Genomic DNA, 26342 nt, shown 5'->3' with positions numbered 1-26342 from the left:
AAAGCGAAATCCGCTCCGTACAGCGCAACTCTACGCAAAATTGTGCGACACTTTGCGGGGCTGCCGCGCAGTGCCGGCGAGGCTAGAAGTTAACCATTCTCAGAAGTTGGATTTCGACCCCGAAGTCTTCTTATTTCAGAAGCCCACCCGGTCTTTCAGCCGGGTGGGTTTCTTCATGTGGCGCCGGAAACCCGGCGCCACACTGACTCTGATCGCTATTCAAGCCTGACGCCGTCGGCGTCCCAGATCTCCACGGGACCGAGGTTCAGCGCGCGCACGCCCTGCTCGATCTTCCGGCGGTCGCCGATGACGACCCAGAGCAGGTCGTCCCCCGAGACGAAGTCGCGGGTCGCCGCCTGGAGGTCCTTCGCGCCGAGGGCGGCGATGGACTTCTGGTATTGCTCGATATGGTCGGCCGGCCGGTCGAACCGGGCGTCGGCTAGCATCTGGCTGAGCACGGCGCCGTTGGTCTCGAACCGTCCGGGCAGCGAGCGCACGGCCGAGCGGGTGGCCCGCGCCGTCTCCGCCGCGTCGGCCGGGCGACTGCCGGCATAGTCGGTCAGTTCCCGGCGGATCTCCGAGAGCGCCTCGGCCGTCCGGTCGCTCTGCACCGGCGCCATGATGATCCAGGGCCGCTGTCCGCGGGCATCGCTGAGGAAGCTGAAGGCGCCGTAGGACCAGCCCTTGGCCTCGCGCAGGTTCATGTTCACGCGGGAGGTGAACATGCCGCCGAAGACATCGTTCGCCATTTCGATGGCGGTATCGTTCTCGACCGTGCTGGACGGGGCGAGGCGGCCGGCCATGATCATGGTCTGCGGTGAATCCGGGCGGTCGATCAGGGCGACGCGGGTGCCCTGCCGCTTCACCTCCGCGATCTGCTTCGCCGGCCGGGCGGCCTTGCCGGGCTTCCAGTCGCCGAACGCCTTGTTGAGGGCTTCCACCAGCGCCGGCAGGGTGACGTCGCCGGCGGCAAAGATGCGGACATTGTCCGGCCGGAACCAGGCGGCATGGAACGCCTTCAGGTCGTCCACCGTGATCGCCTTCACGGACGCTTCCGTGCCGCTGCCGGTGAAGGGCTTGCCGTAGGCATGGTCCGCCCCGTAGAGCGCCGGCGGCAGCACGCGCAGGGCCAGCAGCCGCGGCTCGGCCTTCTCCTGCTGGATCGCGGCCAGCCGGCGCGGCCGCAGCCGCTCCATCTCCTGCGGAGCGAAGGCGGGATTGCGCACGACGTCCGCGAAGAGCTGCATCGACGGTCCCAGCCTGTCGGACAGCGCCGACAGCCGCAGCACCGAGGTATCGACCGTGGAGGTGCCGGAGATCTGCGCGCCCAGCCCCTCCATCTCGTCCGCGATCCTCAGCGCCGACCGGCTGGTCGTGCCCTCGTCCATCATGTCCAGGGCAAAGCTGGCAACGCCGGGCCTTTCAGCACTGTCGGCGGCGTAGCCGGCATCGAACTGCAAGGCCACCTCCACCGTGGGAACGCCCTGGCGGCGGGCCAGCGTGACCGGAATGCCGTTGGCGAGCGTGCCCGTCTCCAGCGCCGGGAAGGTGAGCGCCGGCGTGCTCTCCACCTTGGGAAGGGCCGAGCGGTCGGCTCCCGCGGCGACGGTCGTGTAGGCCGGCACCGGCACCACGTCCACCTGATGCCAGCCCTTGGACAGCCAGCGATTCGCCGCGGCGGTCACGTCCGCCGGGGTGGCCGTCTCGATCCAGTCCAGCCAGGTGGCGTAGAAGGCGGGATCGCCGTGGTACAGCTCCCCTTCCGCCAGCGTGGTGGCCTTGCCGGCGAAGCCGCCCACCTTCTCCAGCCCGCGGACGAAGCGGGCGCGCAGGCTGGTCCGGGCGTTGCGCAGTTCCTCCTCGGTCGGTCCCTTGGCGAGGAACTCCGCGACCACCTTGTCCACCTCCGCCTCGACCGCCGCGGGCGACTGGCCCGGCCGCGGCATCGCCGTGACGGAGAAGATGGAGGCGAGCTGGAGCGGCATCATCGAGGCGGAGGCGGTCGTCGCCACCTGCCGGTCGTAGACCAGGGTCTTGAACAGGCGCGATGTCTTGCCCCCGCCCAGCACGCGCGAGGCCAGCATCAGCAACGCGGCATCGCGCTCATTACGGCCCGGCACCGCCCAGTTGCGGTCCATCATGGGCTGCGGCACGCGGTCTTCCAGCACGTCGCGGGTGTTGGTCGTGCGGTCGGGAACGGCCGCCGCGCGCCGCGGCAGCGGCGGTCCGGCCGCGATGTCGCCGAAGTACTTCTCCACCAGCGGCCGGGCCGTGGCGGCGTCGATATCGCCGGCCAGGACCAGGACGGCGTTGTCCGGGCCGTACCAGGTGCGGAACCAGTCCTTCACGTCCGCCAGCGAGGCGGCTTCCAGATCCTCCATGGACCCGATGGTGGACCAGCTGTACGGGTGCCCGGCGGGAAACAGCCCGGCCAGGGTCAGATACTCCGTCCGGCCGTAGGGCTGGTTGTCGCCCTGGCGCTTCTCGTTCTTCACCACCTCCCGCTGCTCGTCCAGCTTGGCCTGGTCCACGGAGTCGATGAAGTGGCCCATGCGGTCGGATTCGAGCCAGAGCGTCATCTCCAGCGCCGTCGTCGGCACGGTCTGGAAATAGTTGGTGCGGTCGAACCAGGTGGTGCCGTTCTGGTCGGTGGCGCCGACCTCCTCGAAGGGCTGGAACCACTCGCCCTTGTAGTTCTCCGTGCCCTGGAACATCAGGTGCTCGAACAGGTGCGCGAAGCCCGTGCGGCCCGGCCGCTCGTCCTTGGAGCCGACATGGTACCAGATGCCGACCGCGACCACCGGCGCCTTGCGGTCGGTGTGGACGATGACCCGAAGCCCGTTGCCCAGGGTGAACTTCTCGAACGGCAGCGAGACCGGGGCCGCCGTCGCGGTCCCGGGTCCGTCCTTCGACTTCGCCAGGGCTGCGGGCGGCGACCAGCCGGCGGCCAGGATGGTGCCGACGGCCAGGGTTGACAGGAACAGGCGGAGCGGACGCTGCACGGACTTCCCCTATCGTTGCGAACCAACAGGCGAAGACGTTTCCGCATTTTCAGCCCCCGGGCAAGCCCGATGGGTCTGGACCGCTCCCGCCGGCGCCCGCGCGGTCAGACCGCGTCCTTGGCGTACTTGATCGTGCAGCCGTAGGGCTGGCTGGCGGGAACCGCTACGGGTCGGCCGGCCAGGGTGGCATCCAGCGCCGCGCGGACGTAGCTGGTGGCGCCGTCCAGATCCTCCAGCCTTGCCGTCGGGCGATCGTCGATGGCGCCGTCGTAGACCAGCACGCCCGCGGGATCGATCACGAACATGTGCGGCGTGGTCTTGGCAGCGTAGGCACGGCCGATCGTGCCCTTGGGATCAAGGATCTTGTGCGTCGGCGCGGCCTTCGCCTCATCCACGATCCGCTGCGCCTCCGCCGGCGTGACATGGCCCTGCTGGCCCTCGGCGGAGCTGACGACGGTGATCCAGACCACCCCCTTGCCCGTGTAGTCGCGTTGCAGCGCCTGCATGTTGCCGCCGCCATAGTGCTTCATGACGAAGGGACAGAGATGGTTGGTCCACTCCAGGACGACGGTGTTGCCGCGCAGGTCGGCGAGGCGGACGGCCCGCCCCGCGATGTCGGTGGCGCTGAAGTCGGGAGCCGCCTTGCCGAGGACGGGGGCCGCCCGGGCCGGCCGCGGCAGCAGCACGGAAAGCAGGCCGCCGCCGCCGGTGGCGGCCAGGGCAGTGGCGGCCAGGGCGGTGCGGGAAAGGAAACGGCGGCGGGAAACGGGGGACGTCATGGTCTCTGCCTCCTCTGGAGCCGTATGGCTCCGGGGAGATGGGATGCCGGGTCCGTCCTGTCAAACCCGCCCGGAAACCTGCTTTCCGTGGGGATTTTTCAGGACTGTCCGGCCAGGACTGTCCGGTGCCGGGTCGCGCGTCAGGGGGCGCGGTCGGGCAGCGCCTCCAGCGCCTCCAGGACCAGACCGGGGGTGAGGATCTGCGGCAGCACCTCCGGCTCCGCCTCGCCCGGGCGGTAGAGCAGGTAGAGCGGCACGCCGCTGCGCCCGAACCCCTCCAGCACGCGGGCGATGCCGGCGTCGCGGTTGGTCCAGTCGCCCTTCAGGTAGGCCACGCCCTTGGCCGCCATGGCCTGCTTCACCGCGTCGGCGGACAGCGAGGTGCGCTCGTTCACCAGGCAGGTGATGCACCAGGCCGCCGTGAAGTTCACGAAGACCGGCCGTCCTTCCGCCCGCAGCGCCGCCAGCGCCGCTTCGTCGAAGGGAACGGAGTCGCCGGCGGCGGCGGCCGTCCCGGACGGAGGCGGCGGCACGGCGGGGCCGGCCAGGGCCGGCACCCGCGCCATCGCCACGGCCCCGGCGAGCGCCAGCACGCCGAACACCGAGGCGCCCAGGCGCCAGCCGGTGCCGCTGCTCCGGGTCACGCCATAGAGCCAGGCGGCGAAGGCCACCAGGACCATGCCGCCCAGGACCCAGGCGACGGCATCGGGACCGGCCTGGATCGACAGCACCCAGACCAGCCAGACGGCGGTGGCGTAGAGCGGAAAGGCCAGCGCCTGCTTCAACCGCTCCATCCAGAGGCCCGGTCGCGGCATCCGGCGCAGCAGTGCCGGGCTGAGCGTCAGCAGCAGGAAGGGCAGCGCCATGCCCAGCCCCAGCGCCAGGAAGACGGAAAGCGCCAGCGGCCAGGGCTGCAACAGCGCGAACCCGACGGCCGTGCCCATGAATGGGGCGGTGCAGGGCGTCGCCACCACCGTCGCCAGCACGCCGGTGAAGAAGCTGCCGGCATAGCCGCCGCGGGCCGCCAGCCCCTGCCCCAGCCCCTGCGCGCCGCCGCCCAGTTCGTAGACGCCGGAGAGCCAGAGGCCGAGCAGGAACATCACATAGGCCAGCACGGCCACGACCAGCGGGTCCTGCAACTGGAAGCCCCAGCCGATCTGCGCCCCGCCGGCGCGCAGGGCCAGCAGCAGCCCGGCCACGGCGGCGAAGGTGGCCAGCACCCCGGCGGCATAGGCGGCGCCGTGGACGGGCGCCCGGCCCGGCGCGTGGCTGACCAGCGCCAGCACCTTGATGGACAGGACCGGGAAGACACAGGGCATCAGGTTCAGGATGGCGCCGCCGGCCAGCGCCAGCAGCAGCGCCAGCCCGACGCCGAGCGCGGCGGTGTCGGCGGCGGCCCGGCCGGGAGCCGGGGAGCCGCTCGCGGGCACCGCTTCGATCGGGGCGTCGATCTCCAGCGCCTGCCGGATCTCCCGCCCCTCCAGCCGCTCGGTCAGCAGCAGCACGCCCTTCACCGATTCTGCGGGCAGCGCCCCGGACCGGGGCAGCACGAGGCGCACCCCGTCCGCGTCCAGCCGCAGCTCCTGCGGCGCCGCGGCGGGGGTGACGGACCAGTGCTCGGGGAAGAAGAAGGCGTCCGCCAGCTCCGCCCCGGCAAGGTCGCCGGTGGAGAGAACGAGCTGGTGCGCCGTCTCCCCGGCCAGGAAGGTCGCCGGAAACGGGCTGGGCACCGGCAGCGACCGCCGCGCCTGCGCGAACAGGGCCGCCCGCTCCGGCGTCGGCGCGACGGGACCGGCGGCTACCGGCAGGGTCAGCTCCAGCCGGGCCGACTCGGGAATACATATGTCTTCGCAGACCAGCCAGTCCGCCTGGGCGACGATGGTCACCGTGCCGCCGGGGGCGGCGTCGGCCGGCACATCCACCCGCGTCAGCAGATGCACCTCGTCCTTGTAGCCGAAATTCACCAGCGGCCCGACCGGGAAACGCTCCGGCGCCGGCCAGACCAGGGGGCCGGCCTGCCAGCCCGGCGGCAGGGTCCATGTCACCTCGGTGGCGATGCCGGAGTCGCCGGGGTTCTTCCAGTAGGTGTGCCAGCCCGGCCGGATGCGCTGCGTGACCGCCAGCCAGAGCGGCTCGCCCGGCACGGCGGCCGGCAGCTCGGCGCGCAGGTCGGCCTCCACATGGTCGGTGCGGACCGGATTCGCCGCCGCCGGAGTCGGGAGCCCGACGGCCAGGGCCAGCAGAAGGACGAACGGCAGCAGCAGGGCAAGACGCGGCATGGCGGCATCACGGACGGCCAGAGGGACCGGGGGAATGTAGGCCCTGCCGTGCCCGACCGCCACCCCGGCAGACCGGCCGTCTGGACCGGCCGGGGGAACCGGCCGGCGGAAACGGTATGTCACATCCCGGCACCCTGGAGCGTCCGGGGGACCCTTCCCAGATATTGAAGGCGGCGCGGGCTGCGGCTAGGGTCGCGGCCCCGTCGGCGTCCCGCCCGCCGTGAGGCGCGCGGCCCCGCTTCCAGACCATCCGAGGACTGTCCCATGGCCACCCACCGCACCAAGGTCCTGATCATCGGCGCCGGCCCGGCTGGCTATACCGCCGCCATCTACACGGCGCGCGCCAACCTGGAACCGCTTCTGGTGCAGGGCATGCAGCCGGGCGGGCAGCTCACCATCACCACGGACGTGGAGAACTATCCGGGCTTCGAGCACGCGGTTCAGGGGCCGTGGCTGATGGAACAGATGCAGAAGCAGGCCGAGCATGTCGGCACGCGGATGATCGGCGACCTGATCGTGGACGTGGACTTCAGCCGCCGGCCCTTCGTCTGCAAGGGTGACAGCGGCGACGAATATGTGGCCGACGCCGTCATCATCGCCACCGGCGCCCAGGCGCGCTGGCTGGGCGTGGCGGGCGAGCAGCACTACCAGGGCGCCGGTGTGTCGGCCTGCGCCACCTGCGACGGCTTCTTCTTCCGCGGCCGCCCCGTGGCCGTGATCGGCGGCGGCAACTCCGCCATGGAGGAGGCGCTGTACCTGACCCACCATGCCTCCAAGGTGACGCTGGTCCACCGCCGCGACAGCTTCCGCGGCGAGCGGATCCTGCAGGACCGGGTGCTGAAGAACCCGAAGATCGAGGTCGTCTGGAACCATGTGGTGGACGAGATCCTGGGCGAGGGCGGCGAGAGCTTCGAGAATCCCAAGCGCGTCACCGGCGTGCGGCTGAAGCACGCGCAGACCGGAGAGACCCGGGAGATCGCCCTGGAGGGTGTCTTCGTCGCCATCGGCCACGACCCCGCCACCCGGGTGTTCCGCGGCAAGGTCGCCATGGACGACGAAGGTTATATCCTGACGGCGCCGGACAGCACCCGCACGGACGTGCCCGGCGTGTTCGCCGCCGGCGACGTGAAGGACAAGGTGTTCCGTCAGGCCGTGACCGCCGCCGGCATGGGCTGCATGGCGGCACTGGAGGCCGAGAAGTGGCTGGCGACGCTGGAGGGCTCCCCCGCCGACGCGGCGGCCGAGGCGTCCCGTCCCGACATGATCGGCGCCTGGGAGTGACGACGGGGATCCGGGCCACAGCCAGGGGTGGCACGATCCCCCGGCGGCCCGTCCGTGCGGGATGCGGAAACGGCCGGCGCGCAGAGCGCCGGAGCGTCGATCCCTAGTGGAACGGCGAAGACCTTACGTCAGGCCGGACCGCCGGGATCAGGCCGGCCATCACGAAATCTCTGTCAGAACCACGCTTTCCAGGTCGTTCCGGCGCCGGCTGCCGGGAATGACGCTGTTCTCTACTGGAGGGACGGCGTGGCGACCGGGTATAGCCATCGGATCAGCTTGACCTACAACCTGTAGCGCCCTGGTCCGCAAGCGTATATCATCATCGTGCCGGCCCATATCCGGGGCCGGCCAATGTCATCGCGGTCGGTGCCGGGCGGCCGCACTTCCCGAAGGGACGGGCATGGACTGGGACAAGCTTCGCGTCTTTCACGCCGTCGCCGAGGCCGGCAGCTTCACGCATGCGGGCGAGACTCTCAACCTCAGTCAGTCGGCTGTCAGCCGCCAGATCAGCGCGCTGGAGGAAAGCCTCCATGTGCCGCTGTTCCACCGGCACGCCCGCGGCCTGATCCTGACCGAGCAGGGCGAGCTGCTGTACCGCACGGCGCGGGAGGTGTTCGCCAAGCTCTCGATGACCGAGGCGATGCTGTCGGAGAGCAAGGAGCATCCGAAGGGCCCCCTCAAGGTCACGACGACGATGGCCTTCGGCTCGACGTGGCTGACGCCGCGGGTGCGCGAGTTCCTGAGCCTGTACCCGGACGTCCAGCTCAGCCTGCTGCTGGACGACACGGAACTGGATCTGTCCATGCGTGAGGCGGACATCGCCATCCGCATGTCCGCGCCGCGCCAGCCCGACCTGATCCAGCGCCACCTGATGACGGTGCGGGTCCACATCTACGCCCACCGCGCCTATGCGGAGAAGCGGGGCCTGCCGCAGTCGCTGGACGAGCTGGACCACCACGACATCATCGCCTACCCGGGCGAGACGCGGGCGCCCGTGTCGAACATCAACTGGCTGCTGCATGTCGGCGACCCGCCGGGCGGCGAGCGCCAGACCGTGCTGCGCGTGAACAGTCTCTACGCCATGTACCGGGCGGTGGAGAGCGGACTGGGCATCGCATCGCTGCCCGACTACGTGGTGGACGGCAATCCCGACATCGTGCGCGTGCTGCCCGATGTCAGCGGGCCGCGGATCGACGCCTACTTCGTCTATGCCGAGGAGCTGCGCCATTCCAAGCGGATCGCGGTGTTCCGCGATTTCCTGGTGCGGAAGGTGCAGGAAACCTTCCCGGCGAGCCATGCGGTTGGCGCATGACCGGATTCAGCAAATATGCCTGGAATCGGGCAGCCGAGTGATTAAGTTTTGGGCGTTCGCTGCTGCGACGCAGCATCGGACACTTCACCGGGGATGCCCGTCCCCGGTTGGGCCTTCGGGCCCTGCGTCTCCCAGACGTGAAGCCTCCCTGTTCAACTCGGCCGGTAAGTCCCTGACTTACCGGCTGATTTTTTATGCACAGGGATTCCAGATGGCGTGACCGGCAACCGGTCACCTGTCAGTCACCAGACACAGGCGCATAGCCGTGGACATTGGTCGCATTTGAAAGCCGCCTGCCGCAGCCCAAGCGAGGCAGCGCGTGCATGACTGCCAGAGAAAGACACCCTGCGCGATCGGACCCAAACCGAATGTGGTAACGGTAGTCTGGAGCATGCATAATCGCTCCGTCACGGTTGCGTGGAGGTGCCACAATGCAGTTTTACGGGATTGCGCTGATGGTCGCCGGAGTCGTCCTGATTGCCCTCGGTCTTGGGATGGATGCAAGCCGGGAGGTATCGACCGCTTATAGTTCTTCCCTGTTGGAACTGCCACATTCGGTGGTCAATCTGCATGCTCTGTTCATCAAGGGAGCCTTGATCTGGACCGGTTGCACGGCATTCGTTGCCGGAGCAATCTTCATCGCGGGAGATGCTGTAAAGAAAGCCATTCTCGCTGGTCCGGCAGCAGAAACTTCGCCACTCGACGTGTCGGAGAAGTCAAGCATGATTCAGAACCTGAAGAATGCGCGTCCACCGGACAGCACCTTCCCCAACATGTCCCGATACGGTGACTATTCCATCTATCATCATCCGAGCGGCCGCGCGTGGGTCCGTGGACGAACATTCAACAGCGTAGGCGAGGCGCGGGCCTGGATCGACCGAGGGGCGCCTGCTGCCTGAACATCTGTTGTGCAGGGAGAACGGCAGCATCTGAACGCGAGCACGTTGGCTCACACTCTCAGTTGCCTTCCTCTCGCCCACCTGCAGCGTCCCGTGCAGCACCCTGGTTCAGTTAATTGGATATTCGCTCAAGGTTGACCGAAAGTTCCCGAAGGGGAACCGGCATCTCGGTCACGTGGTCCGGCTCAGGCGGGATCGCCCGCGCTGTGGGAGAGCCAGAGCGACAGTTCCCCCGCCGCCTGCTCCAGTTCCGTCGCCAGGGCCTCGGCCGCGGGACGCAGGTCGGTTCCGCCGCGGATCGCACTGTCCAGACGGGCGGCAGCGGCGGCGGCCCGCTCCAGACCGAAATTTCCCAGTACCGAGATCAGTTCGTGCGCCAGATCGCCCAGCCCCTCCGGATCGCTGGTGCCGCGCAGGCGCCCGATCCAGGTCGGCAGGTCCAGCACCAGATCGCCGACCAGGCTGTCCAGCTCGTCCCGGCCGACGGAGTGCTGCAAGCGCCGCCAGGTGCCGGCGCTGACGATGGGCAGCGGGCTGATGGCAAGGGGAACCTCGCCCGCCTGTGCACGCCCGGCCAGCCGGGCGATGGCGTCCAGCAGCAGGGCCGGCTGCAACGGCTTGGTCAGCACCTCGTCCATGCCGGCCTCCAGACAGGCGGCCTGTTCGCGCGCGCCGGCCTCGGCCGTCAGGGCGACAACAGGGATGGCGCCGCGGGGGCCGCCCAGCGCACGGATGCGCCGCGTCGCCTCCAGCCCGCCCAGCCGCGGCATGCGGACATCCATCAGCACCAGATCGAACGGCGTGGCCGCCACCGCCTGCACGGCGTCCAGCCCGTTGGCGACGACCGTGACGCGGTGGCCGGCCTTGGTCAGCAGGGCCACCGCCAGAGCCTGGTTGGCCTTCACATCCTCCGCCAGCAGGATACGGGCGCTGTCCACCGACCGGACGGGCTCCGGCGCACAGGGCGGCGGCCGGCTGGACTCGTCGGCCGGCAGGGGCAGCTCGAACCAGAACAGTGAGCCGCGGCCGGGCGCGCTCTCCACCCCGATGGCGCCCCCCATCAGGTCCACCAGCCGGCGGCAGATCGCCAGCCCCAGACCCGTGCCGCCATAGCGCCGGGCCGTGGCCCGGTCGGCCTGCACGAACTCCTGGAACAGCCGCTCCTGCTGCTCGGGCGCGATGCCGATGCCGGTGTCCAGCACCTCGAAACGCACGCGCCCGTCCGCCACGGGGAAGACGGCCAGCGCGACATGCCCCCGCTCGGTGAACTTCACCGCATTGTTCAGCAGGTTCAGCAGCACCTGCCGCACCCGCTTGGCATCGCCCTGCACCACCTCGGGCAGGCGCGGATCGACCGCGACGCGGAGCGCGAGGCCGCGCTCCTCCGCGGTGGGGCGGACGAGATCGGAAGTGCTGCGGGCCAGCCGGGCGAGCTGGAACGGATGCGGGTCCACCTCCAGCCGGCCGGCCTCCAGCTTGGAGAAATCCAGCACGTCGGAAACGACGGTCAGCAGGGCCTCCCCCGCTTCGCGCTGGAGCGTCACCCATTCGCGCTGTTCCGCCGTCAACGGGGTCTGCAGCAGAAGGTCGGCAAAGCCCAGCAGCGCGTTCAGCGGCGTCCTCACCTCATGGCTCATCACCGCCACGAAATCGGACTTGGCCCGGTTGGCCGCTTCGGATTCCGCGCGGGCCTCATCCGCGCGGGTGCGCGCCGCGGCCAGTTCCTCGGCCAGGGCGACCATCTCGGCCGCCTGCAGTTCGGCCTCTCGGCGCGCCTCGTCCACATCCTCCAGGGCGCGGCGCAGCTCCTCCTCGCGCATCTTCTGCGCGGTGATGTCGGTGGCGAGGCTCAGCACGCCGCCGGTGGAGATCGGGTGTTCGCTGACCCGCAGCCAGTGTCCATGCGCCGTCAGGCGTTCGAAGGCCCGGCCGTCGGCCGACCGGCGCCAGGCGAGCCGCTCCGCGATCCAGCGCTCCGTGTCGTCATAGGCCTCCGGGTCTCCGATCTCCCGGTTGGCGATGAAGATGCGCAGCAGATCCTCGAACCGCATACCCTTGAGCGCCGGCACGCCGCGCAGGCTGGGATAGCGCTCCAGGAAGCGGTCGTTCCAGGTCACCAGCCGGTCCTCGGCGTCATAGACGACGAAGCCGTCCGGCATGGCGTCAAGGGCCGCACGCAGCCGCTCCTCCGCCTCCGCGGCACGGCGCTGCGCGGCGGCCAGCTCGCGGCCCTGCCGTCTGGCCGTCAGGAGCACGGCGACAGCGACGGCGAAGCCCAGGCCGGAGAGGGCGACCCCGGCCGACAGCCAGTCCACCAGCAGTTCCGCATAGGTCACCGCCTCCGTCTGGCGGTTGCGCAGGTGCTCGTGCGCGTCCGCCAGCAGGCTGTCCAGCCGGCCATGGATGGCGTGGATCGAGGATCGGTCACCCTCCCCGTCGAACGTGGCCAGCGCGTCCGTCAGCCGGCCGGCCCGGGCAAGCGCGGCCGCGGCTTCGAACACCGCGGCCTGCCGGTCGGTCAGAACAGGGATCTCGGCCGCCTGCTCCTGCTGCCCCGGCCGGCCGTCGAGGCTGGCTTCCAGGTCGGCTGCCAGGGCGTCGAGCGTTTCATGGCCGCGTCGAGCCAGTTCCAGCCGGGAGGGATCGAGCGAGCCGAGATAGCCGCGCTCTCCCGTTTCCAGGTCGCGCAAGGCCTCACGCATGGCGGAGATGGTCCGCTCGATGGTGGCGGCCCGGTCGGCATCGCTGCGGATCAGGTCCAGCCCGGCGTCATGCCGGGCGGCAACCCAGGTGCCGGCACCGAATGCCAGCAGGCAGGCCACGGTGACCAGCGCAATCCGCCGCAGCGGTGACCGTTCCGTCCCGACAGTCGCTGTCCGCACGCCGCAGAACCTCTGCCTCAAGGAGCCATAGAATACGAAGGCATGCGCGACTGACAACAACGACCGTGACCGATCAGGCCCTGCGCGTTGCCATAATCCGTTAACACACACGCCGGCGGAGGGCATAGCACCGGCGGCGGCGCAAATCGAGCGTGCCGGCTCCCGGGGGCGGTGCGCTGCCTGCCCGCAACGGCCGGACCGGCGCCGCCGGAGAGCCGGTGCCTGCGGCCAAGCACTTGAAAGAAAGTGTAGAATTGTGGGAGTTCAGGAAACCGCGGCGGAGCGGCGGGCTTCCGGCATGCCTGTCCCGGACCGTGTGCATGACGGTGCCCCGGGCGGCGCGACCGTCGGCTCCGGGCATCCTCCGGGCCACCCGATGGCGACCGGAGAGATGGAAACGGGAGAACCCGTGGAAAAGATCGAGAAACCGGAGTGCGGGACTTGCGCGACGCCCGCGTTACGCGCAATTGTCTAATAACATATTACCTGGGCCTTTCCTTGATCGAGTCGGCTATCAGCCAGCGGGTTGCATCAGTGTCGGCGGAAACAGGGGAGTCGCAGATGGACGGACATCATCCGGCTGAGGTCTTCCGGCCCAGCGAGACAGCCGACTTCGAGGTGCTGTACAGGCACTGGCTGCGTCTCGGCGATGACCGGATGCCGCCGCCCGCGGCGCTTGATCTGGTGGATCTGCCCTTCCCGCTGGAGGATGTGATCGTCCTGACGGTCGACCGGGAGCGGGATACCTTCCGCTTCACCCGGGTCGGCAGCCGGCCGCTGCTCTGGTTCCGGCGGGAGGTGACGGGGCAGACCCTGGCGGAACTGTCCGGGCATCCCTTCTACGGTCATTTCCACGCGGCCCTGGACCGCTGCCTGGTCGGCAGAGGACCCCACCGCACGGTGTCAGAAGTAGACATCGGCTCGCGGCGTTTCCGCTGCTCGGCCCTGCTGCTGCCCTTCGCGCGGGACGGGCGCACGCCCGACCTGCTGTTGATCGCCACCCGCACCACGGCGCTGGGCGCGACCCACTGACGGAGCAGGCTCAGGCGGCGCCATGCAGGGGGGCCGCCCCCTCTGCGCCGATCTTCGGGATTTCCGTCAGGTCGCCCTCATGGGGGAAGACCTCGACGACCTGGAAACCACCCTCCTCGGGGAAGCGCACGGTCAGCTTCCGCCGGGCCCGGGCCGGATCGGTGGCGTAGCAGAAGAGATAGCGCCCCTCCGACCAGAGACGGGAGACGGGAGCGGGTTCCTGGGGCGGGGCGGCGGTGCTGTCCCGCCGCAGCAGCACGATCCAGCCCCGTTCGGACAGGCCGCGCCGCTCATCCAGCACCAGGACACGGCGGTCCACCTCCTCCAGGTCCTGCACCCGGCGTTGCAGCCCGGCGATACGCGCCTGGATCTCTCCCACCTCTTCCTCGTCATGCCCGGCGGTGAGGCGCTGGTGCAGGCTTTCGCGCGCCAGGACGCGCACCTGATGGCTGAGCGTGCGGCGGCGGCGCTCGACCTCCGCCACGGTGCGGCGGGCGGCGCGGACCGAAAGCCGGGCCCGGTCCAGCGCCGGCTTCGCGGCCAGCAGCACGACCATGCCGCCGAGGATGAGGCCGAAGTCGGTCATGCCGCCACCCCGGTTTCGGCGGCCCTGGCGTCTGCTGCCCTGGCGTCTGCCGCCCTGGTGTCGGACCCCTTCGGGGGCGGGACCATGGACCGGGCGGCCGGGCGGCCGTCGGCCGCCAGCGGCATGATGCTGAGGATCTTGAAGCCCACGGTCTTGGGGAAGACGCGCTCGAACTCCGCCGCGGCCTCCTCCTCGCTCTGCGCCCAGATGTGGACCGGCACCGCCCGCGCCCAGGAACTGTCGTAGAAGGGGTGGCGCTCGCCCCGCCGCACCTGATGGGTGACGGAGCTGTTGATCGCCATGGCCTCGTAACAGCGGTTCGGCAACAGTTCCTGCCCGACGACGCGGACGAAGCGGTGCTGCGCCGTCTCCAGCTCGCGCAGGCGGCTGCGGAGCTGCTTCTCCTGCCGCTCCGCCCCGAACAGGGAGGAGGCAGACCCGGCGGCAGCGGTCTTGCGCGCCTCCAGACGGTTCTGGAACCCCAGGGCAAGGCGGGAATAGCGGGCGATGCGCTGACGCGCCGGCTGGACACCGCCGGTCTGTTCGATCACCGCGGCCCAGAGATAGCCCGCCACGGCCAGGACGATGTTCGCCGCGACGGAGGCCACGAAGGTGAACAGCCCGAACTGCAGGATCGCGATGATGCCGGAGCCCATTATCGCCGGGCGGTCTTTGCCGCCCCTCCCCAGATTACTCCGTTCACACTCTAGGGGAAGAAGGGATGTCCTCCAAGGGGAAAGTCAAACCGGCAATTCCCGCAAAGACAGTGAGGACTCACATGAACAGCGCCTCTCCCTGCAAACCGCTGTAGATTTGGGCAACCTCATTGCCATAACCGTTGTATATCAATGTCGGCCGCATCTCATCGGTCCCAAGCATTCTTTCCTTCGCCTGGCTCCAGCGCGGGTGCGGAACCTCGGGATTGACATTGGCCCAGAACCCGTACTCCTGCGCATTCACACGGTTCCAGAAAGTCCCGGGCCGCTCTTCCGTGAACCGTATCCGGACGATCGACTTGGCCGACTTGAAGCCGTACTTCCAGGGCACGACCAACCGCAGGGGCGCGCCATTCTGGCGCGGCAGGGGCTTGCCGTAGAGGCCGGTGGCGATGAAGGCCAGATCGTTCGTCGCCTCCGCCAGCGTCAGGCCCTCGCGGTAGGGCCAGGGATACCAGCGCTGGCGCAGGCCCGGTGCGGCGTGGACATCGGCCCCGAAGGTGGTCAGCTCGACATGGCGGGCCGAGCCCAGCGGCCGGGCGTACTCGACCAGACTGCGCAGGGGAAAGCCGCTCCACGGCACGGCCATGGCCCAGGCCTCGACACAGCGGTGGCGGTAGAGTCGTTCCTCCAGCGGCATGGCCGCCAGCAGCGTGTCGATGTCCACCTGCATCGGCTTTTCGACCAGCCCGTCGATGGTCACGGTCCAGGGCCGGATCGGCAGTTCCTGCGCCTGCCGCCAGATCGTCTTGTGCGAGCCGAATTCGTAGAAGTTCGTATAGGTGGTCACCTCCCCCTCCGGGGAGAGGGGACGGTCCAGCGTGAAGGCCGGGTTGCGCGGCACGGGGTAGAGCCCGGCCGAGGGATCGGCCGGCGCCTCGGCACCGGCATCGCCGCACCCCGCCAGCGACAGCGTGCCGGCGGCGATGGCCCCCAGCCCGGCCAGCCGCAACAGCCGGCGGCGGTCCAGATAGACGGATTCCGGGGTCGCCTCCCGCTCCGGCAGTTCCCAGCCGCGTCGTCTCTTCAGCAGCATGCCCGCCTCCCTGTCCGTCGGTTCCGCCGCAGCGGCCGACAGTCAGGGTGGGGCGCCGGACGCGGCCGTCAACCGGCCGGCCCCCGTTGCCCGGCCCCGATGCCCTTCCCGGCCCCCGTCAGGGCGCGCCGAAGCCGCCGCCGCCCGGCGTCTCGATGACGAAGACGTCGCCCGGCCGCATCTCCACCCGCGCGGTGCCGGGCAGGTCCTCCACCGTGCCGTCGCGGCGCTCCACCCGGGCCCGGCCGACGGCGCCCGGCCCGCCGCCCGCCAGCCCGGCCGGCGGCACGCGGCGGTGGTTGGAGAGGATGGCGGCCGTCATCGGCTCCAGGAAGCGCAGACGGCGCACCACGCCGCAGCCGCCGTGCTGGCGCCCCGCCCCGCCGGAGCCGCGGCGGATGCGGAAATCCTCGAGCAGCACCGGGAAGCGCCATTCCAGCACCTCCGGATCGGTCAGGCGGCTGTTGGTCATGTGGGTATGGACGGCGTCGGTGCCGTCGAAGTCCGGCCCCGCCCCGGCGCCGCCGCAGATCGTCTCGTAGTACTGGTGGCGGTCGTTGCCGAAGGTGAGATTGTTCATCGTCCCCTGCGAGCCCGCCAGCGCCCCCAGCGCGCCATAGAGGGCATCCGTCACGGCCTGGCTGACCTCGACATTGCCGGCGACCACGGCCGCCGGGGGCCGCGGGTTCAGCATGGAGCCCTCGGGGATGACGATCTCCAGCGGGGCGAGGCAGCCGTCATTCAGCGGGATGTCGTCCTCCACCAGGGTGCGGAAGACATAGAGCACCGCCGCGCGGGTGATGGCCGCGGGGGCGTTGAAGTTGCCCGGCTGCTGCGGGCTGGTGCCGGTGAAGTCGATGCGGGCGGTGCGGCGCGTGCGGTCGATCCGCACCGACACCCGGACGACCGCACCGCTGTCCATCTCCAGCGCGAAGTCGCCGTCCTGCAGGACGCCGATGACCCGGCGCACCTGCTCCTCGGCGTTGCGCTGGACGTGGTCCATGTAGGCGCGCACCGTCTCCAGCCCGAACAGGTCCACCATCTTCAGCAGTTCCGCGGCCCCGCGGGCATTGGCGGCGACCTGGGCGCGCAGGTCGCCCAGGTTCTGCGCCGGGTTGCGCGCCGGCCAGCGGCCTCCCGTCAGCAGCGCCACCACCGCCGCCTCGCGCAGGCGGCCGCCCTCGACCAGCAGGAAATCGTCGATCAGCACTCCCTCCTCCTCCAGCGTGCGGCTGTCGGGGGGCATGCTGCCGGGGGTGATGCCGCCGATGTCGGCATGGTGGCCGCGGCTGGCGACCCAGAACAGAAGCTCCGTCCCGGCCGTGTCGAACACCGGGGTCACCACCGTCACGTCGGGCAGGTGGGTGCCGCCGCGGTAGGGGTTGTTCAGCATCACGGCGTCGCCGGGCCGCAGGCTGTCGCCGCGGGCTGCGATCACCGCCCGCACGCTGTCGCCCATGCTGCCGAGATGCACCGGGATGTGCGGCGCGTTGGCGATCAGGCCGCCGCGGCGGTCGAAGACGGCGCAGGAGAAATCCAGCCGCTCCTTGATGTTCACGGAATGGGCGGTGTTCTCCAGCGCCAGTCCCATCTGCTCCGCGATGGACATGAAGAGGTTGTTGAAGACCTCCAGCATCACCGGGTCGGCTTCGGTGCCGACGGCGACCCGCGCCGGCAGCGGCACCACCCGCTCCAGCACCAGCCCGCCGGCGGCGGTGACGCGGGCGCGCCAGCCGGGTTCCACCACGGTGGTGCCGGTCGGCTCGCGCAGGATGGCGGGACCGTCCAGCACCGCACCGGCGCCCAGCGCGCCGCGGTCGTGGACCGGCACGGTGCGGTGCTCCCCCGCCATCCAGGCGCCCACGGCGGCCAGCGGCACCGGCTTCCCGGCGGACCCGGCAGGGGGCGGCAGGACCGCCTCGCCGCCGGCGCGGCCCACGGCCTCCACCCCGGCCAGTTCCACCACCAGGGGGCGGTCGCCCGGATCGAAGCCGAAGCGCTGCCGGTGCAGTGCCGCGAAGGCGGCCCGCATCTCCGCCTCCGGCCCGAAGGGCAGTTCCAGCGCCGTGTCCGTCCCCTGCACCTTGAGGTGCGCGCGGGGGTGCAGGACGATGGCCCCGATCCCCACCCCCTGGGCGAGCAGGTCGTCCGTCGCCGCCCGGCCGAGGTCGGCCACCAGCGCGTCGAGCGACGGCATCAGGTCGGGTCCCAGCACCGCCTCCACCGCGCGGTCGCGCAGGGCGACCAGATCGGCAAGGCCGATGCCGTAGGCCGACAGCACCCCCGCCAGCGGATGGACATAGACGGTGCGCATGCCCAGCGCGTCCGCCACCAGGCAGGCATGCTGCCCGCCCGCCCCGCCGAAGCACTGGAGCGCGTAGCGGGTGACGTCGTAGCCGCGCTGCACGGAGATCTGCTTGATCGCCTGCGCCATGTTCTCCACGGCGATGCGCAGGAAGCCGTCGGCGATCTGTTCGGGGACCAGGGCGCGGCCGGTGGCGGCCGCGACTTCCCGCGCCAGCGCGGCGAAGCGGTCGCGCACCACGGCCGCGTCCAGCGGCCGGTCGCCGCCGGGTCCGAAGACGGCGGGGAAGAACTCCGGATGCAGCTTGCCGACCATGACGTTGCAGTCCGTCACCGTCAGCGGGCCGCCGCGGCGGTAGCAGGCGGGGCCGGGATCGGCCCCGGCACTCTCCGGCCCGACCCGGAAGCGGCTGCCGTCGAAGCGGCAGATGCTGCCGCCCCCCGCCGCCACGGTATTGATCCGCAGCATGGGCACGCGCAGCCGGACCCCGGCCACCACCGTCTCCAGGCTGCGCTCGTACTCCCCGGCGACATGCGACACGTCCGTGCTGGTGCCGCCCATGTCGAAGCCGATGATGCGGTCGAAGCCCTCCGCCGCGGCCGTGCGGGCAGCGCCGACGATGCCGCCCGCGGGGCCGGACAGGATGGCGTCGCGTCCCTGGAAGTGCGCGGCCTCCGCCAGTCCGCCGTTGGACTGCATGAAGTAGAGCGGCACCCCCGGCAGCTCCGCCGCCACCTGCTCCACATAGCGGCGCAGGATCGGGGACAGGTAGGCGTCGGCCACGGTGGTGTCGCCGCGGCCGACCAGCTTCATCAGCGGGCTGACCTCGTGGCTGAGGGAGACCTGCGGGAAGCCGATCCGCCGGGCGAGATCCCCCACCGCGCGCTCATGCGCGGGAAAACGGTAGCCGTGCATCAGCACGACGGCGCAGGCGCGGAAACCGTCCGCAAAGGCCCGGCGCAGGCCGGTCTCCACCGCCGTCAGGTCCAGCGGCCGCAGCACCTCGCCCCGGGCGGCGACCCGCTCGGGCACCTCGACGACGCGGGTATAGAGCTGCTCCGGCAGCTCGATGCGGCGGGCGAAGATGCGGGGCCGGGCCTGATAGCCGATGCGGAGCTGGTCGGCGAAGCCGGCGGTGACGGCGAGCACGGTCGGCTCGCCCTTGCGCTCCAGCAGCGCGTTGGTGGCAACGGTGGTGCCCATGCGGACCGCCGCGATGCGGTCGGCCGGCACGGGGTCCCCGGCCGCGAGGCCCAGCAGGTCGCGGATGCCCTGCACGGCGGCGTCGCGGTAGCGCTCCGGGTTCTCCGACAGGAGCTTGTGGGTGACGATGCCACCGTCGGGGCGGCGGGCCACGATGTCCGTGAAGGTCCCGCCCCGGTCGATCCAGAACTGCCAGCGCCCCTCGGTCATCGCCCCTGTCCCCGTCCGTCGGAAAGGGTCGGAGTGTGCCCCTTGGAGGCCGGTCGGGACAACCGGGCAGAAATCGGGAATGGCGGCCGGGCGTCAGGCCGCCCGCGCCGGTTCCCCCTGCCACTGGTCCAGCATCACGCTGAGCGGCAGGGTGGAGCGGTCCAGCGCCTCCTGCGCCAGCGTGATCGGGGTCGGTGGCGGCAGCTCGATGTGGCTGGACACCTCGCCATAGGCGAAGGCGCAGGGCCCCAGCAGGGTGGTGGCGATGCGCTGCATGCGCCGGTTCTCCGGCAGGCAGACGACGCAGAGCCGACGGATGCCGCGGTTGCGCGCGATGGTCAGGACGCGGCGGACCAGGGTGGTGCCGATGCCCTGGCCCTGCCAGTCCTGCTCCACGCTGACGGCCAGTTCCCCCTCCTGCGCGCCTTCCCTCTCCAGCCGCAGTTCGGTGGCGCCGCGGATCTCCCCGCGCACGAAGGCGGCGACGATCACCGCCCGCGACCAGTCGATCCGCCGGCAGTGCGCGTCCACCGCGTCGTCGGACACCGCCCCCATGAAGCGGGCGCGGCGGTCGTCCATCGACAGGCGCAGCAGGTGGGCCCGGTAGCTCCGGATCTCGGCCGGCAGAATCCTGCGGAAAACAGTCATTCCCTATCCCCTCGCATCGAAACCCGCCTTGGCAGGGCTCCTCCGGCATGCCGTCCACAACGCTTCGCTTGCCGCGGCTGCGAATACGATATTGTGCAGTGCAATATAATAAGGAGTAAACACTTCGGCCAGCATGCCCGATCCGCGTTGGCCGCGGATGGTGCAGGGCAATATGACGCAGCCGCCCACCTCCGCGAAGGAGCGCCGGTCCGCCCGGCCCTGCGGCATTGGAAAGCGCCGGAGGGACCGCTATGGTGGGGGAGCCGCCGCCGGGCGGCGTCTGCAAGCGCGGCAAGACGACAGCATGAGCATCTGGGGCAAGATCCTGGGCGGGGCCGCCGGCTTCGCCATCGGCGGGCCGTTGGGCGCCCTGCTGGGCGCCGTGGCCGGCCACGCGGTGGACGAGCTGCGTTCGCTGGACGAGCCGCAGGGAACCGACGACCAGGGCCGCCCCGACCAGACCAAGACCATCGCCTTCACCGTCGGCGTGATCGTGCTGAGCGCCAAGATGGCGAAGGCCGACGGCGTCGTCCACCGCAAGGAGGTGGACGCCTTCAAGGAGGTGTTCAGCATCCCGCCGGAGGAGCTGCGCAATGTCGGCCGCCTGTTCGACATCGCCAAGCGTGACAGCGCGGGATACCAGCCCTACGCGCAGCAGCTCGCCCGCATGTTCCACGACCGTCGCGCGGTGCTGGAAGACCTGCTGGGCGGCCTGTTCCACATCGCCAGGGCGGACGGCACGCTGCACGCGGCGGAGCTGACCTACCTGCACGCCGTCGCCCGCCTGTTCGGTTTCAGCGACGCCGAGTACGAGCAGATCCGCCGCATCCACGGCGGGGCCGCGGCGGGCATCGCCGATCCGCTGGACGACCCCTACGCCGTGCTGGGCGTGCCGCGGACCGCGGACATGAGCGAGATCAAGACGGCCTACCGGCGGTTGGTGCGGGAGCATCACCCCGACCGCGTCATGGCCCAGGGCCTGCCGCCGGAGTTCGTCGAGATCGCGCACGACAAGATGGCCGCCATCAACGCCGCCTACGACCGCATCGAACGCGACCGCGCCGCGGCCCGCACGCCCGGCGAGATCGCCACCCCCTGACCCGAGGGCCCATGGCCGCTACCCCTCCCCTGGTCGCCCTGCGGGGCGCCGCGATCGAGCTTGGCGCGACGACCCTGTTCCACGACGTGGATGTGGGCATCGGCCGCGGCGACAAGGTCTGCCTTGTCGGCCGCAACGGCAGCGGCAAATCCACCCTGATGAAGTGCCTTGCCGGTCTGGTCGTGCCCGACCGTGGCGAGCGCTTCGTGCAGCCGGGGGCGAAGATCGCCCATCTGGCGCAGGAACCCGATTTCAGTGCCCATCCCACCGTGGCCGATTTCGTCGGGGCCGGACTGGACGAGCTGGCGCACTACCGGGTGGATGCGGTGCTGGAGGCGCTGGACCTGCCCGGCGACCGCGCCTGCGCCACCCTGTCGGGGGGTGAATCGCGGCGCGCGGCCCTGGCCCGCGCCCTGGTGGGCGAACCGGACGTGCTGCTGCTGGACGAGCCGACCAACCATCTGGACATTCCCACCATCGAGTGGCTGGAGCGCGAGCTGCAGTCCTTCCGCGGCGGGCTGCTGCTGATCAGCCACGACCGCGCCTTCCTGAACGCACTCTCGCGCCGCACGCTCTGGCTGGACCGCGGCACCATGCGGGAGACGGAGCGGGGCTTCGCCGCCTTCGAGACCTGGCGCGACGAGGTCTTCGCCGAGGAGGAGGCCGCCGCGCACAAGCTCGACCAGCGCATCAAGGCCGAGCTGAAATGGATGTGGGAGGGCGGCATCAGCGCCCGCCGCACCCGCAACATGGGCCGTGTCCGCCGGCTCCAGGGCATGCGGCAGGACCGGGCCGAGCGCATCCGCTCCCGTCAGGTGACCATGGCGGTGGCCGAGGCCGACCTGTCCGGCCGGCTGGTGCTGGAGGCGGAGCGGATCGGCAAGGAGTTCACGGGACCCGAGGGCACGCGCACCATCGTGCGCGACTTCTCCACCCGCATCCTGCGCGGCGACCGGGTCGGGCTGATCGGGCCGAACGGCGCGGGCAAGACGACGCTCCTGAAGATCCTGACCGGGGAGATGGAGCCCGATTCGGGCAACGTCCGCCGCGGCACGAACCTGGAGATGGTCATCTTCGACCAGCGCCGGGCCCAGCTCGCCCCGGAGGCGACGGTGAAGCAGGTGCTGCTGCCGGCCGGGGGCGACACCATCATGGTCGGCGGCAAGCCCCGTCACATCGCCTCCTACCTCAAGGACTTCCTGTTCGACCCGTCGATGATGGACCAGCCGACGCGGGCGCTCTCGGGCGGTGAGCGCAACCGGCTGCTGCTGGCCCGGCTGTTCGCGCGGCCCAGCAACCTGATGGTGCTGGACGAGCCGACCAACGACCTGGACATGGACACGCTGGACCTGCTGGAGGAGGTGCTCGCGGACTACGAGGGCACGCTGCTGCTGGTCAGCCACGACCGCGATTTCCTGGACCGGCTGGTCACTTCCACCATCGCGGTGGAGGGGGACGGCGACGTGCAGGAATATGCCGGCGGCTACAGCGACTACCTGGTGCAGCGCCGCCCCGCCGCCCCGGCCGCCCCGCCACCCGCGGCAAAGCCGGCGGCCCCGGCTGCCGCGGCACCGGCGCGGGCGAAGACGAAGCTGAGCTTCAAGGAGGCGCGCGAACTGGACGAACTGCCCGGCCGGATCGACGCGCTGACCGCTCGCATCGGCACGCTGGAGGCGAAGCTGGCCGATCCCGCCTTCTACACGAAGGACGCCGCCGGTTTCGCCCGGGCGACGGAAGACCTCTCGACGGCGCAGGCGGAACTGGCCGCGGCCGAGGACCGCTGGCTGGAGCTTGAGTCCCTGAAGGAGGAGCTGGGTCGATGACCCCGCTCCACATGCTCCAGGCGCTGACGGTGATGGCGATCTGGGGCTTCAACTTCGTCGTCGCCAAGGTGGCGATGACCGAATTCTCGCCGCTCCTGCTGATGACCCTGCGCTTCGCGCTGGTCGCGGCGATTCTGCTGCCCTTCGTGAAGCCGCCGCGGGGGCACTGGCGGCAGATGGCCCTCTATTCCCTGGTGATGGGGGGCCTGCACTTCCCGCTGGTCTTCATGGGCGTGCAGCAGGTGGACGCCTCCACCGCCTCCATCGCCATCCAGCTCCAGGTGCCGTTCGCCTCGATGTTCGCCGCGATCTTCTTCAAGGACCGGCTGGGCTGGCGGCGCGCCCTGGGCATGGCCGTGGCCTTCGCCGGTGTCGCCGTGATCGCCGGCGTGCCCGACGAGCGCACCAGCGTGCCGCACGTCCTGATGATCGTCGGCGCGGCGCTGGCCTTCGCCTTCTCCAACATCCAGCTCAAATGGCTGGGCGGCATCGACTGGAAGACGCTGAACGCCTACATGGCGCTGTTCGCCGTGCCCCAGCTCCTGGCGCTGTCGCTCGTGTTCGAGTCGGGACAGATGGAGCAGATCCGGAACGCCGACTGGCTGGGTCTGGCCTGCCTCGCCTATCTGGCGCTGCTGGCGACCATCCTCGCCTATGCCTTCTGGTATCCGCTGGTGCGGCGGTTCGACGTGAACCAGACGGTGCCCTTCCTGCTGCTGGTGCCGGTGTTCGGAGTCGGCGGCGGGGTGCTGACGCTGGGCGAGCCGGTGACGTGGCAGCTCGTGGTCGGCGGCCTGCTGACGCTGGGCGGAGTCGGGGTCATCATCGTCCGCCGGCCCCGCCTGACTCCGGCGCGGAGCACGACGTGAGCGGGTTCCGGCTGATCGACCTGCCCTCCCCCAACCACGGGCCGCGCCGGCCGGGAGCGGCCATCGACATGCTGGTGCTGCACTATACCGGCATGCGCACGGCGGAGGAGGCGCTGGAGCGGCTCTGCGACCCGGCGGCGGAGGTCAGCGCCCATTACGTGATCGACGAGGACGGCACGCTCTACCGGCTGGTGCGGGAGGACCGCCGGGCCTGGCATGCCGGGCTGTCCTTCTGGCGCGGCGAGCGCGACGTCAACAGCCGCTCCATCGGGATCGAGCTGGTCAATCCCGGCCACGCCTTCGGCTACCGTCCCTTCCCCGAGGCGCAGATGGCGACGCTGGAGTCGCTGGCGGCCGATCTGGTGGCGCACTACCGCATCCCGCCGCTGCATGTGCTGGGCCATTCCGACGTGGCGCCCGCGCGCAAGGAGGACCCGGGCGAGTTGTTCGACTGGCCGCGGCTGGCCCGGGCCGGCATCGGTGCCTGGCCTGAACCGGCCGCGGCCGACGACGCCCCCTGGACGGAGGCGGAGGTCGCGTCCCTGCTGGCCGCCGTGGGCTACGAGCCCCTGCCCTCCCCTGGGACGGCATGGGACGGGACGGCATGGGACGGGACGGCCGGACAGGTGCTGACGGCCTTCCGGCGGCACTGGCATCCGGCGGCCTTGTCCGGCCCCTTGCGCCCCGATGCCGGCGACGTATGCCGGCTGCGCGCATTGGCGCGCATCGCCGCTGTTGCCTGGACGGAGCGAAACGCCTAACTATCGCGCCACGCCAGACGGCCGGATGGCCGCCCTCCGGCAACGGGGAAACCCGCCGGGGGGAGGAAAGTCCGGGCTCCACGGAAGCACGGTGCCGGGTAACGCCCGGCGGGGGCGACCCCAGGGAAAGTGCCACAGAAAGCAAACCGCCCATGATCCCCGCCTCCGGGTGGGACGGCATGGGCAAGGGTGAAAGGGTGCGGTAAGAGCGCACCGCGCCCCCGGCGACGGGGGTGGCATGGTAAACCCCACCGGGAGCAAGACCGAATAGGGGTGGCACGGCCGGGAAACCGGCCGAAGCGCGCTTCCGCGCAGCCGCCCGGGTGGGTCGCGTGAGGCGTCCGGCAACGGGCGTCCCAGAGGAATGGCCATCCCCCGGATACCGTCCAGCCCGCTGGATACGGTCCGGCGGACAGAACCCGGCTTACAGGCCGTCTGGCGTCTTGATTTTCCGCAGGACTGCGGAATGCTTGCGGATATTTGCCCCTTTCGGGCCCGCGAAAACGGTTGCCGGAAGCACCCGCACAGCCCCTTCGCGGGCAGGGGCTTCCAGGGCGCAGGGCACGCGCAGGCTGAGGTTCAAAGTCCGCCCACAATACCCTCAGAAAAATCGGGGCAGCGCCACAATATCTTGTGGCCTGCGACGCGGGGTTCCGGCATGACTCCCGGGTGACACGGCTGCCGGTCCGGCCGGCCCCGTCCCGCCCCGCCTGAGGGGCCGGAAGAATCACCCCCACGCTTCCCCAAGGGGTGACAAGCGGCTCAAAGAGATGCCGCCGAATTATTGTTGTTTTCGAAAGGAACAAAAGATGAACGGAACCCGTCTTCGCCGACGGATCCGTGAGCTTTCCTGAATGGTTCCCGCAGTTCTCCCGTTTTATCCCCAGGAATTCCCCAGACCTACCCACAGCCCCCCGAAAATTCTTGGCCGATCAGGCACTTTACTCTGCCGTCCCATTGACGCCCATGACGTCCCATGGTATCCCAATCCTACCCATAAATCGGGAAGGTCGGCCCATTCCGACCCACTCCGCGCCAGCGGGGCGGGCGGCGGTCGAGGAGGGGATTTCCGAAACAGGGTCGGCATCGGGGAGGTGCCGGATCGTGGGGGGCGATGGCGCTGTTCCTGTCCACATACGTCAACAAGGTTGACAAGAAGGGCCGGGTCTCGGTGCCCGCACCCTTCCGCACATCCTTGGGGCATGTGACGGGCGGCGGGCCGGTGGAACTGATCGTCTTCCGCTCGCTCCAGGCCAACGCGCTGGATGCGTGCAGCATCGACTTCCTGGAGCAGCTCTCCCTCGCGCTCGACAATCCCGACATGCCGGAGGACCTGCGCGACACCATCGAGACGACGGTGTTCGGCGGTTCCGTGCGGCTTCAGATCGACCCCGAGGGCCGCATCATCATCCCCGAGCCCTACCTGGAGTTCGCCGGGATCGGCGAGTCCATCTCCTTCGTCGGCCGGCGCAAGACCTTCCAGCTCTGGGACCCGGCGGCCTTCGCGGCGCACGAGGCGCAGAGCCGCGACGTGGCCCGCGCCAACAACATCTCGCTGTCCACCGTGCTCGCCCGCACCTCGGCCCTGGCCAGGGGGGCGTCATGACGGCCGGCCCGACC

18 protein-coding genes and 1 other RNA gene are annotated in these 26342 nt (G+C 70.4%); 10 read left to right on the top strand and 9 right to left on the bottom strand.

Annotated elements, in window-relative coordinates; genetic code table 11:
* Positions 1-215: 215 nt before the first annotated feature.
* The 3 genes from RC1_RS03015 to RC1_RS03005 form a co-directional block, all read right to left on the bottom strand.
* Positions 216-3002 (bottom strand): M16 family metallopeptidase, encoded by a 2787-nt coding sequence (locus tag RC1_RS03015; protein WP_012565866.1) that lies wholly within the window; start codon positions 3000-3002, stop codon positions 216-218.
* A gap of 104 nt (positions 3003-3106) precedes the next feature.
* The gene (locus RC1_RS03010; RefSeq protein ID WP_012565865.1) at positions 3107-3781 is read right to left on the bottom strand and encodes a redoxin domain-containing protein; all 675 of its coding nucleotides are present in this window, start codon (positions 3779-3781) and stop codon (positions 3107-3109) included.
* Positions 3782-3921: 140 nt separating this feature from the next.
* On the bottom strand, positions 3922-6060 hold the full coding sequence (locus RC1_RS03005; protein WP_012565864.1) for a protein-disulfide reductase DsbD family protein: 2139 nt from the start codon (positions 6058-6060) through the stop codon (positions 3922-3924).
* A 264-nt stretch (positions 6061-6324) separates the two neighbouring features.
* On the opposite strand from RC1_RS03005, the gene trxB reads away from it, so the two are divergent.
* The 3 genes from trxB to RC1_RS21325 all read left to right on the top strand — a co-directional run bounded on the left by trxB (position 6325) and on the right by RC1_RS21325 (position 9552).
* Positions 6325-7341, top strand: coding sequence for a thioredoxin-disulfide reductase (gene trxB / locus RC1_RS03000; protein ID WP_012565862.1), 1017 nt, complete (start codon positions 6325-6327; stop codon positions 7339-7341).
* Positions 7342-7741: 400 nt separating this feature from the next.
* On the top strand, positions 7742-8653 hold the full coding sequence (locus RC1_RS02995) for a LysR family transcriptional regulator (RefSeq protein WP_012565861.1): 912 nt from the start codon (positions 7742-7744) through the stop codon (positions 8651-8653).
* Between the two features lie 431 nt (positions 8654-9084).
* Positions 9085-9552, top strand: a complete 468-nt coding sequence (locus tag RC1_RS21325) for a hypothetical protein (protein WP_148213369.1) — start codon at positions 9085-9087, stop codon at positions 9550-9552.
* Between the two features lie 185 nt (positions 9553-9737).
* Here the strand turns inward: RC1_RS21325 and RC1_RS19810 are convergent, their stop codons facing one another.
* Positions 9738-12434, bottom strand: coding sequence for an ATP-binding protein (locus RC1_RS19810; RefSeq protein ID WP_184446284.1), 2697 nt, complete (start codon positions 12432-12434; stop codon positions 9738-9740).
* Positions 12435-12995: 561 nt separating this feature from the next.
* On the opposite strand from RC1_RS19810, the gene RC1_RS02985 reads away from it, so the two are divergent.
* On the top strand, positions 12996-13466 hold the full coding sequence (locus tag RC1_RS02985) for a PAS domain-containing protein (protein ID WP_012565859.1): 471 nt from the start codon (positions 12996-12998) through the stop codon (positions 13464-13466).
* A gap of 10 nt (positions 13467-13476) precedes the next feature.
* Here the strand turns inward: RC1_RS02985 and RC1_RS02980 are convergent, their stop codons facing one another.
* The 5 genes from RC1_RS02980 to RC1_RS02960 form a co-directional block, all read right to left on the bottom strand.
* The gene (locus tag RC1_RS02980; RefSeq protein WP_012565858.1) at positions 13477-14052 is read right to left on the bottom strand and encodes a hypothetical protein; all 576 of its coding nucleotides are present in this window, start codon (positions 14050-14052) and stop codon (positions 13477-13479) included.
* Positions 14049-14708, bottom strand: coding sequence for a hypothetical protein (locus RC1_RS02975; RefSeq protein ID WP_012565857.1), 660 nt, complete (start codon positions 14706-14708; stop codon positions 14049-14051). The genes RC1_RS02980 and RC1_RS02975 overlap by 4 nt, the downstream gene beginning before the upstream one ends.
* 118 nt (positions 14709-14826) lie before the next feature.
* Positions 14827-15804 (bottom strand): protein-methionine-sulfoxide reductase catalytic subunit MsrP, encoded by a 978-nt coding sequence (msrP, locus tag RC1_RS02970; RefSeq protein WP_012565856.1) that lies wholly within the window; start codon positions 15802-15804, stop codon positions 14827-14829.
* A gap of 118 nt (positions 15805-15922) precedes the next feature.
* On the bottom strand, positions 15923-19522 hold the full coding sequence (locus tag RC1_RS02965; RefSeq protein WP_012565855.1) for a hydantoinase B/oxoprolinase family protein: 3600 nt from the start codon (positions 19520-19522) through the stop codon (positions 15923-15925).
* Positions 19523-19615: 93 nt separating this feature from the next.
* Positions 19616-20170: a GNAT family N-acetyltransferase gene (locus RC1_RS02960; RefSeq protein ID WP_012565854.1), complete on the bottom strand. Its 555-nt coding sequence runs from the start codon at positions 20168-20170 to the stop codon at positions 19616-19618.
* 304 nt (positions 20171-20474) lie between these two features.
* On the opposite strand from RC1_RS02960, the gene RC1_RS22420 reads away from it, so the two are divergent.
* From RC1_RS22420 to RC1_RS02935, 6 genes are all read left to right on the top strand, one after another.
* Positions 20475-21269 (top strand): TerB family tellurite resistance protein, encoded by a 795-nt coding sequence (locus RC1_RS22420; protein WP_012565853.1) that lies wholly within the window; start codon positions 20475-20477, stop codon positions 21267-21269.
* 11 nt (positions 21270-21280) lie between these two features.
* A complete protein-coding gene (locus RC1_RS02950) occupies positions 21281-23092 on the top strand; it encodes an ABC-F family ATP-binding cassette domain-containing protein (RefSeq protein ID WP_012565852.1) in 1812 nt (603 codons plus the stop codon).
* Positions 23089-23961 (top strand): DMT family transporter, encoded by an 873-nt coding sequence (locus tag RC1_RS22005; RefSeq protein WP_012565851.1) that lies wholly within the window; start codon positions 23089-23091, stop codon positions 23959-23961. The genes RC1_RS02950 and RC1_RS22005 overlap by 4 nt, the downstream gene beginning before the upstream one ends.
* Positions 23958-24722 (top strand): N-acetylmuramoyl-L-alanine amidase, encoded by a 765-nt coding sequence (locus RC1_RS02940; RefSeq protein ID WP_012565850.1) that lies wholly within the window; start codon positions 23958-23960, stop codon positions 24720-24722. Before RC1_RS22005 ends, RC1_RS02940 begins: the two co-directional genes overlap by 4 nt.
* Positions 24723-24735: 13 nt before the next feature.
* Positions 24736-25165: RNase P RNA component class A (gene rnpB / locus RC1_RS20560), an RNA gene on the top strand.
* Between the two features lie 671 nt (positions 25166-25836).
* Positions 25837-26328, top strand: a complete 492-nt coding sequence (locus RC1_RS02935; protein WP_012565849.1) for a division/cell wall cluster transcriptional repressor MraZ — start codon at positions 25837-25839, stop codon at positions 26326-26328.
* The last annotated feature ends 14 nt before the right edge of the window (positions 26329-26342 follow it).

The sequence above is a fragment of the Rhodospirillum centenum SW genome, from assembly GCF_000016185.1.
Classification (GTDB): Bacteria; Pseudomonadota; Alphaproteobacteria; order Azospirillales; family Azospirillaceae; genus Rhodocista; species Rhodocista centena.
The sequence above is the reverse complement of the archived record's forward strand: the minus strand, read 5'-3'. Positions and strand labels throughout refer to the sequence as shown.

Excerpts from the sequence above, each read along its gene's own strand:
- RC1_RS03010 (WP_012565865.1), bottom strand. The coding sequence starts at position 3,781 with ATGACGTCCCCCGTTTCCCGCCGCCGTTTCCTTTCCCGCACCGCCCTG.
- RC1_RS03005 (WP_012565864.1), bottom strand. The coding sequence starts at position 6,060 with ATGCCGCGTCTTGCCCTGCTGCTGCCGTTCGTCCTTCTGCTGGCCCTG.
- trxB (WP_012565862.1), top strand. The coding sequence starts at position 6,325 with ATGGCCACCCACCGCACCAAGGTCCTGATCATCGGCGCCGGCCCGGCT.
- RC1_RS02995 (WP_012565861.1), top strand. The coding sequence starts at position 7,742 with ATGGACTGGGACAAGCTTCGCGTCTTTCACGCCGTCGCCGAGGCCGGC.
- RC1_RS21325 (WP_148213369.1), top strand. The coding sequence starts at position 9,085 with ATGCAGTTTTACGGGATTGCGCTGATGGTCGCCGGAGTCGTCCTGATT.
- RC1_RS02985 (WP_012565859.1), top strand. The coding sequence starts at position 12,996 with ATGGACGGACATCATCCGGCTGAGGTCTTCCGGCCCAGCGAGACAGCC.
- RC1_RS02980 (WP_012565858.1), bottom strand. The coding sequence starts at position 14,052 with ATGACCGACTTCGGCCTCATCCTCGGCGGCATGGTCGTGCTGCTGGCC.
- RC1_RS02975 (WP_012565857.1), bottom strand. The coding sequence starts at position 14,708 with ATGGGCTCCGGCATCATCGCGATCCTGCAGTTCGGGCTGTTCACCTTC.
- msrP (WP_012565856.1), bottom strand. The coding sequence starts at position 15,804 with ATGCTGCTGAAGAGACGACGCGGCTGGGAACTGCCGGAGCGGGAGGCG.
- RC1_RS02965 (WP_012565855.1), bottom strand. The coding sequence starts at position 19,522 with ATGACCGAGGGGCGCTGGCAGTTCTGGATCGACCGGGGCGGGACCTTC.
- RC1_RS02960 (WP_012565854.1), bottom strand. The coding sequence starts at position 20,170 with ATGACTGTTTTCCGCAGGATTCTGCCGGCCGAGATCCGGAGCTACCGG.
- RC1_RS22420 (WP_012565853.1), top strand. The coding sequence starts at position 20,475 with ATGAGCATCTGGGGCAAGATCCTGGGCGGGGCCGCCGGCTTCGCCATC.
- RC1_RS02950 (WP_012565852.1), top strand. The coding sequence starts at position 21,281 with ATGGCCGCTACCCCTCCCCTGGTCGCCCTGCGGGGCGCCGCGATCGAG.
- RC1_RS22005 (WP_012565851.1), top strand. The coding sequence starts at position 23,089 with ATGACCCCGCTCCACATGCTCCAGGCGCTGACGGTGATGGCGATCTGG.
- RC1_RS02935 (WP_012565849.1), top strand. The coding sequence starts at position 25,837 with ATGGCGCTGTTCCTGTCCACATACGTCAACAAGGTTGACAAGAAGGGC.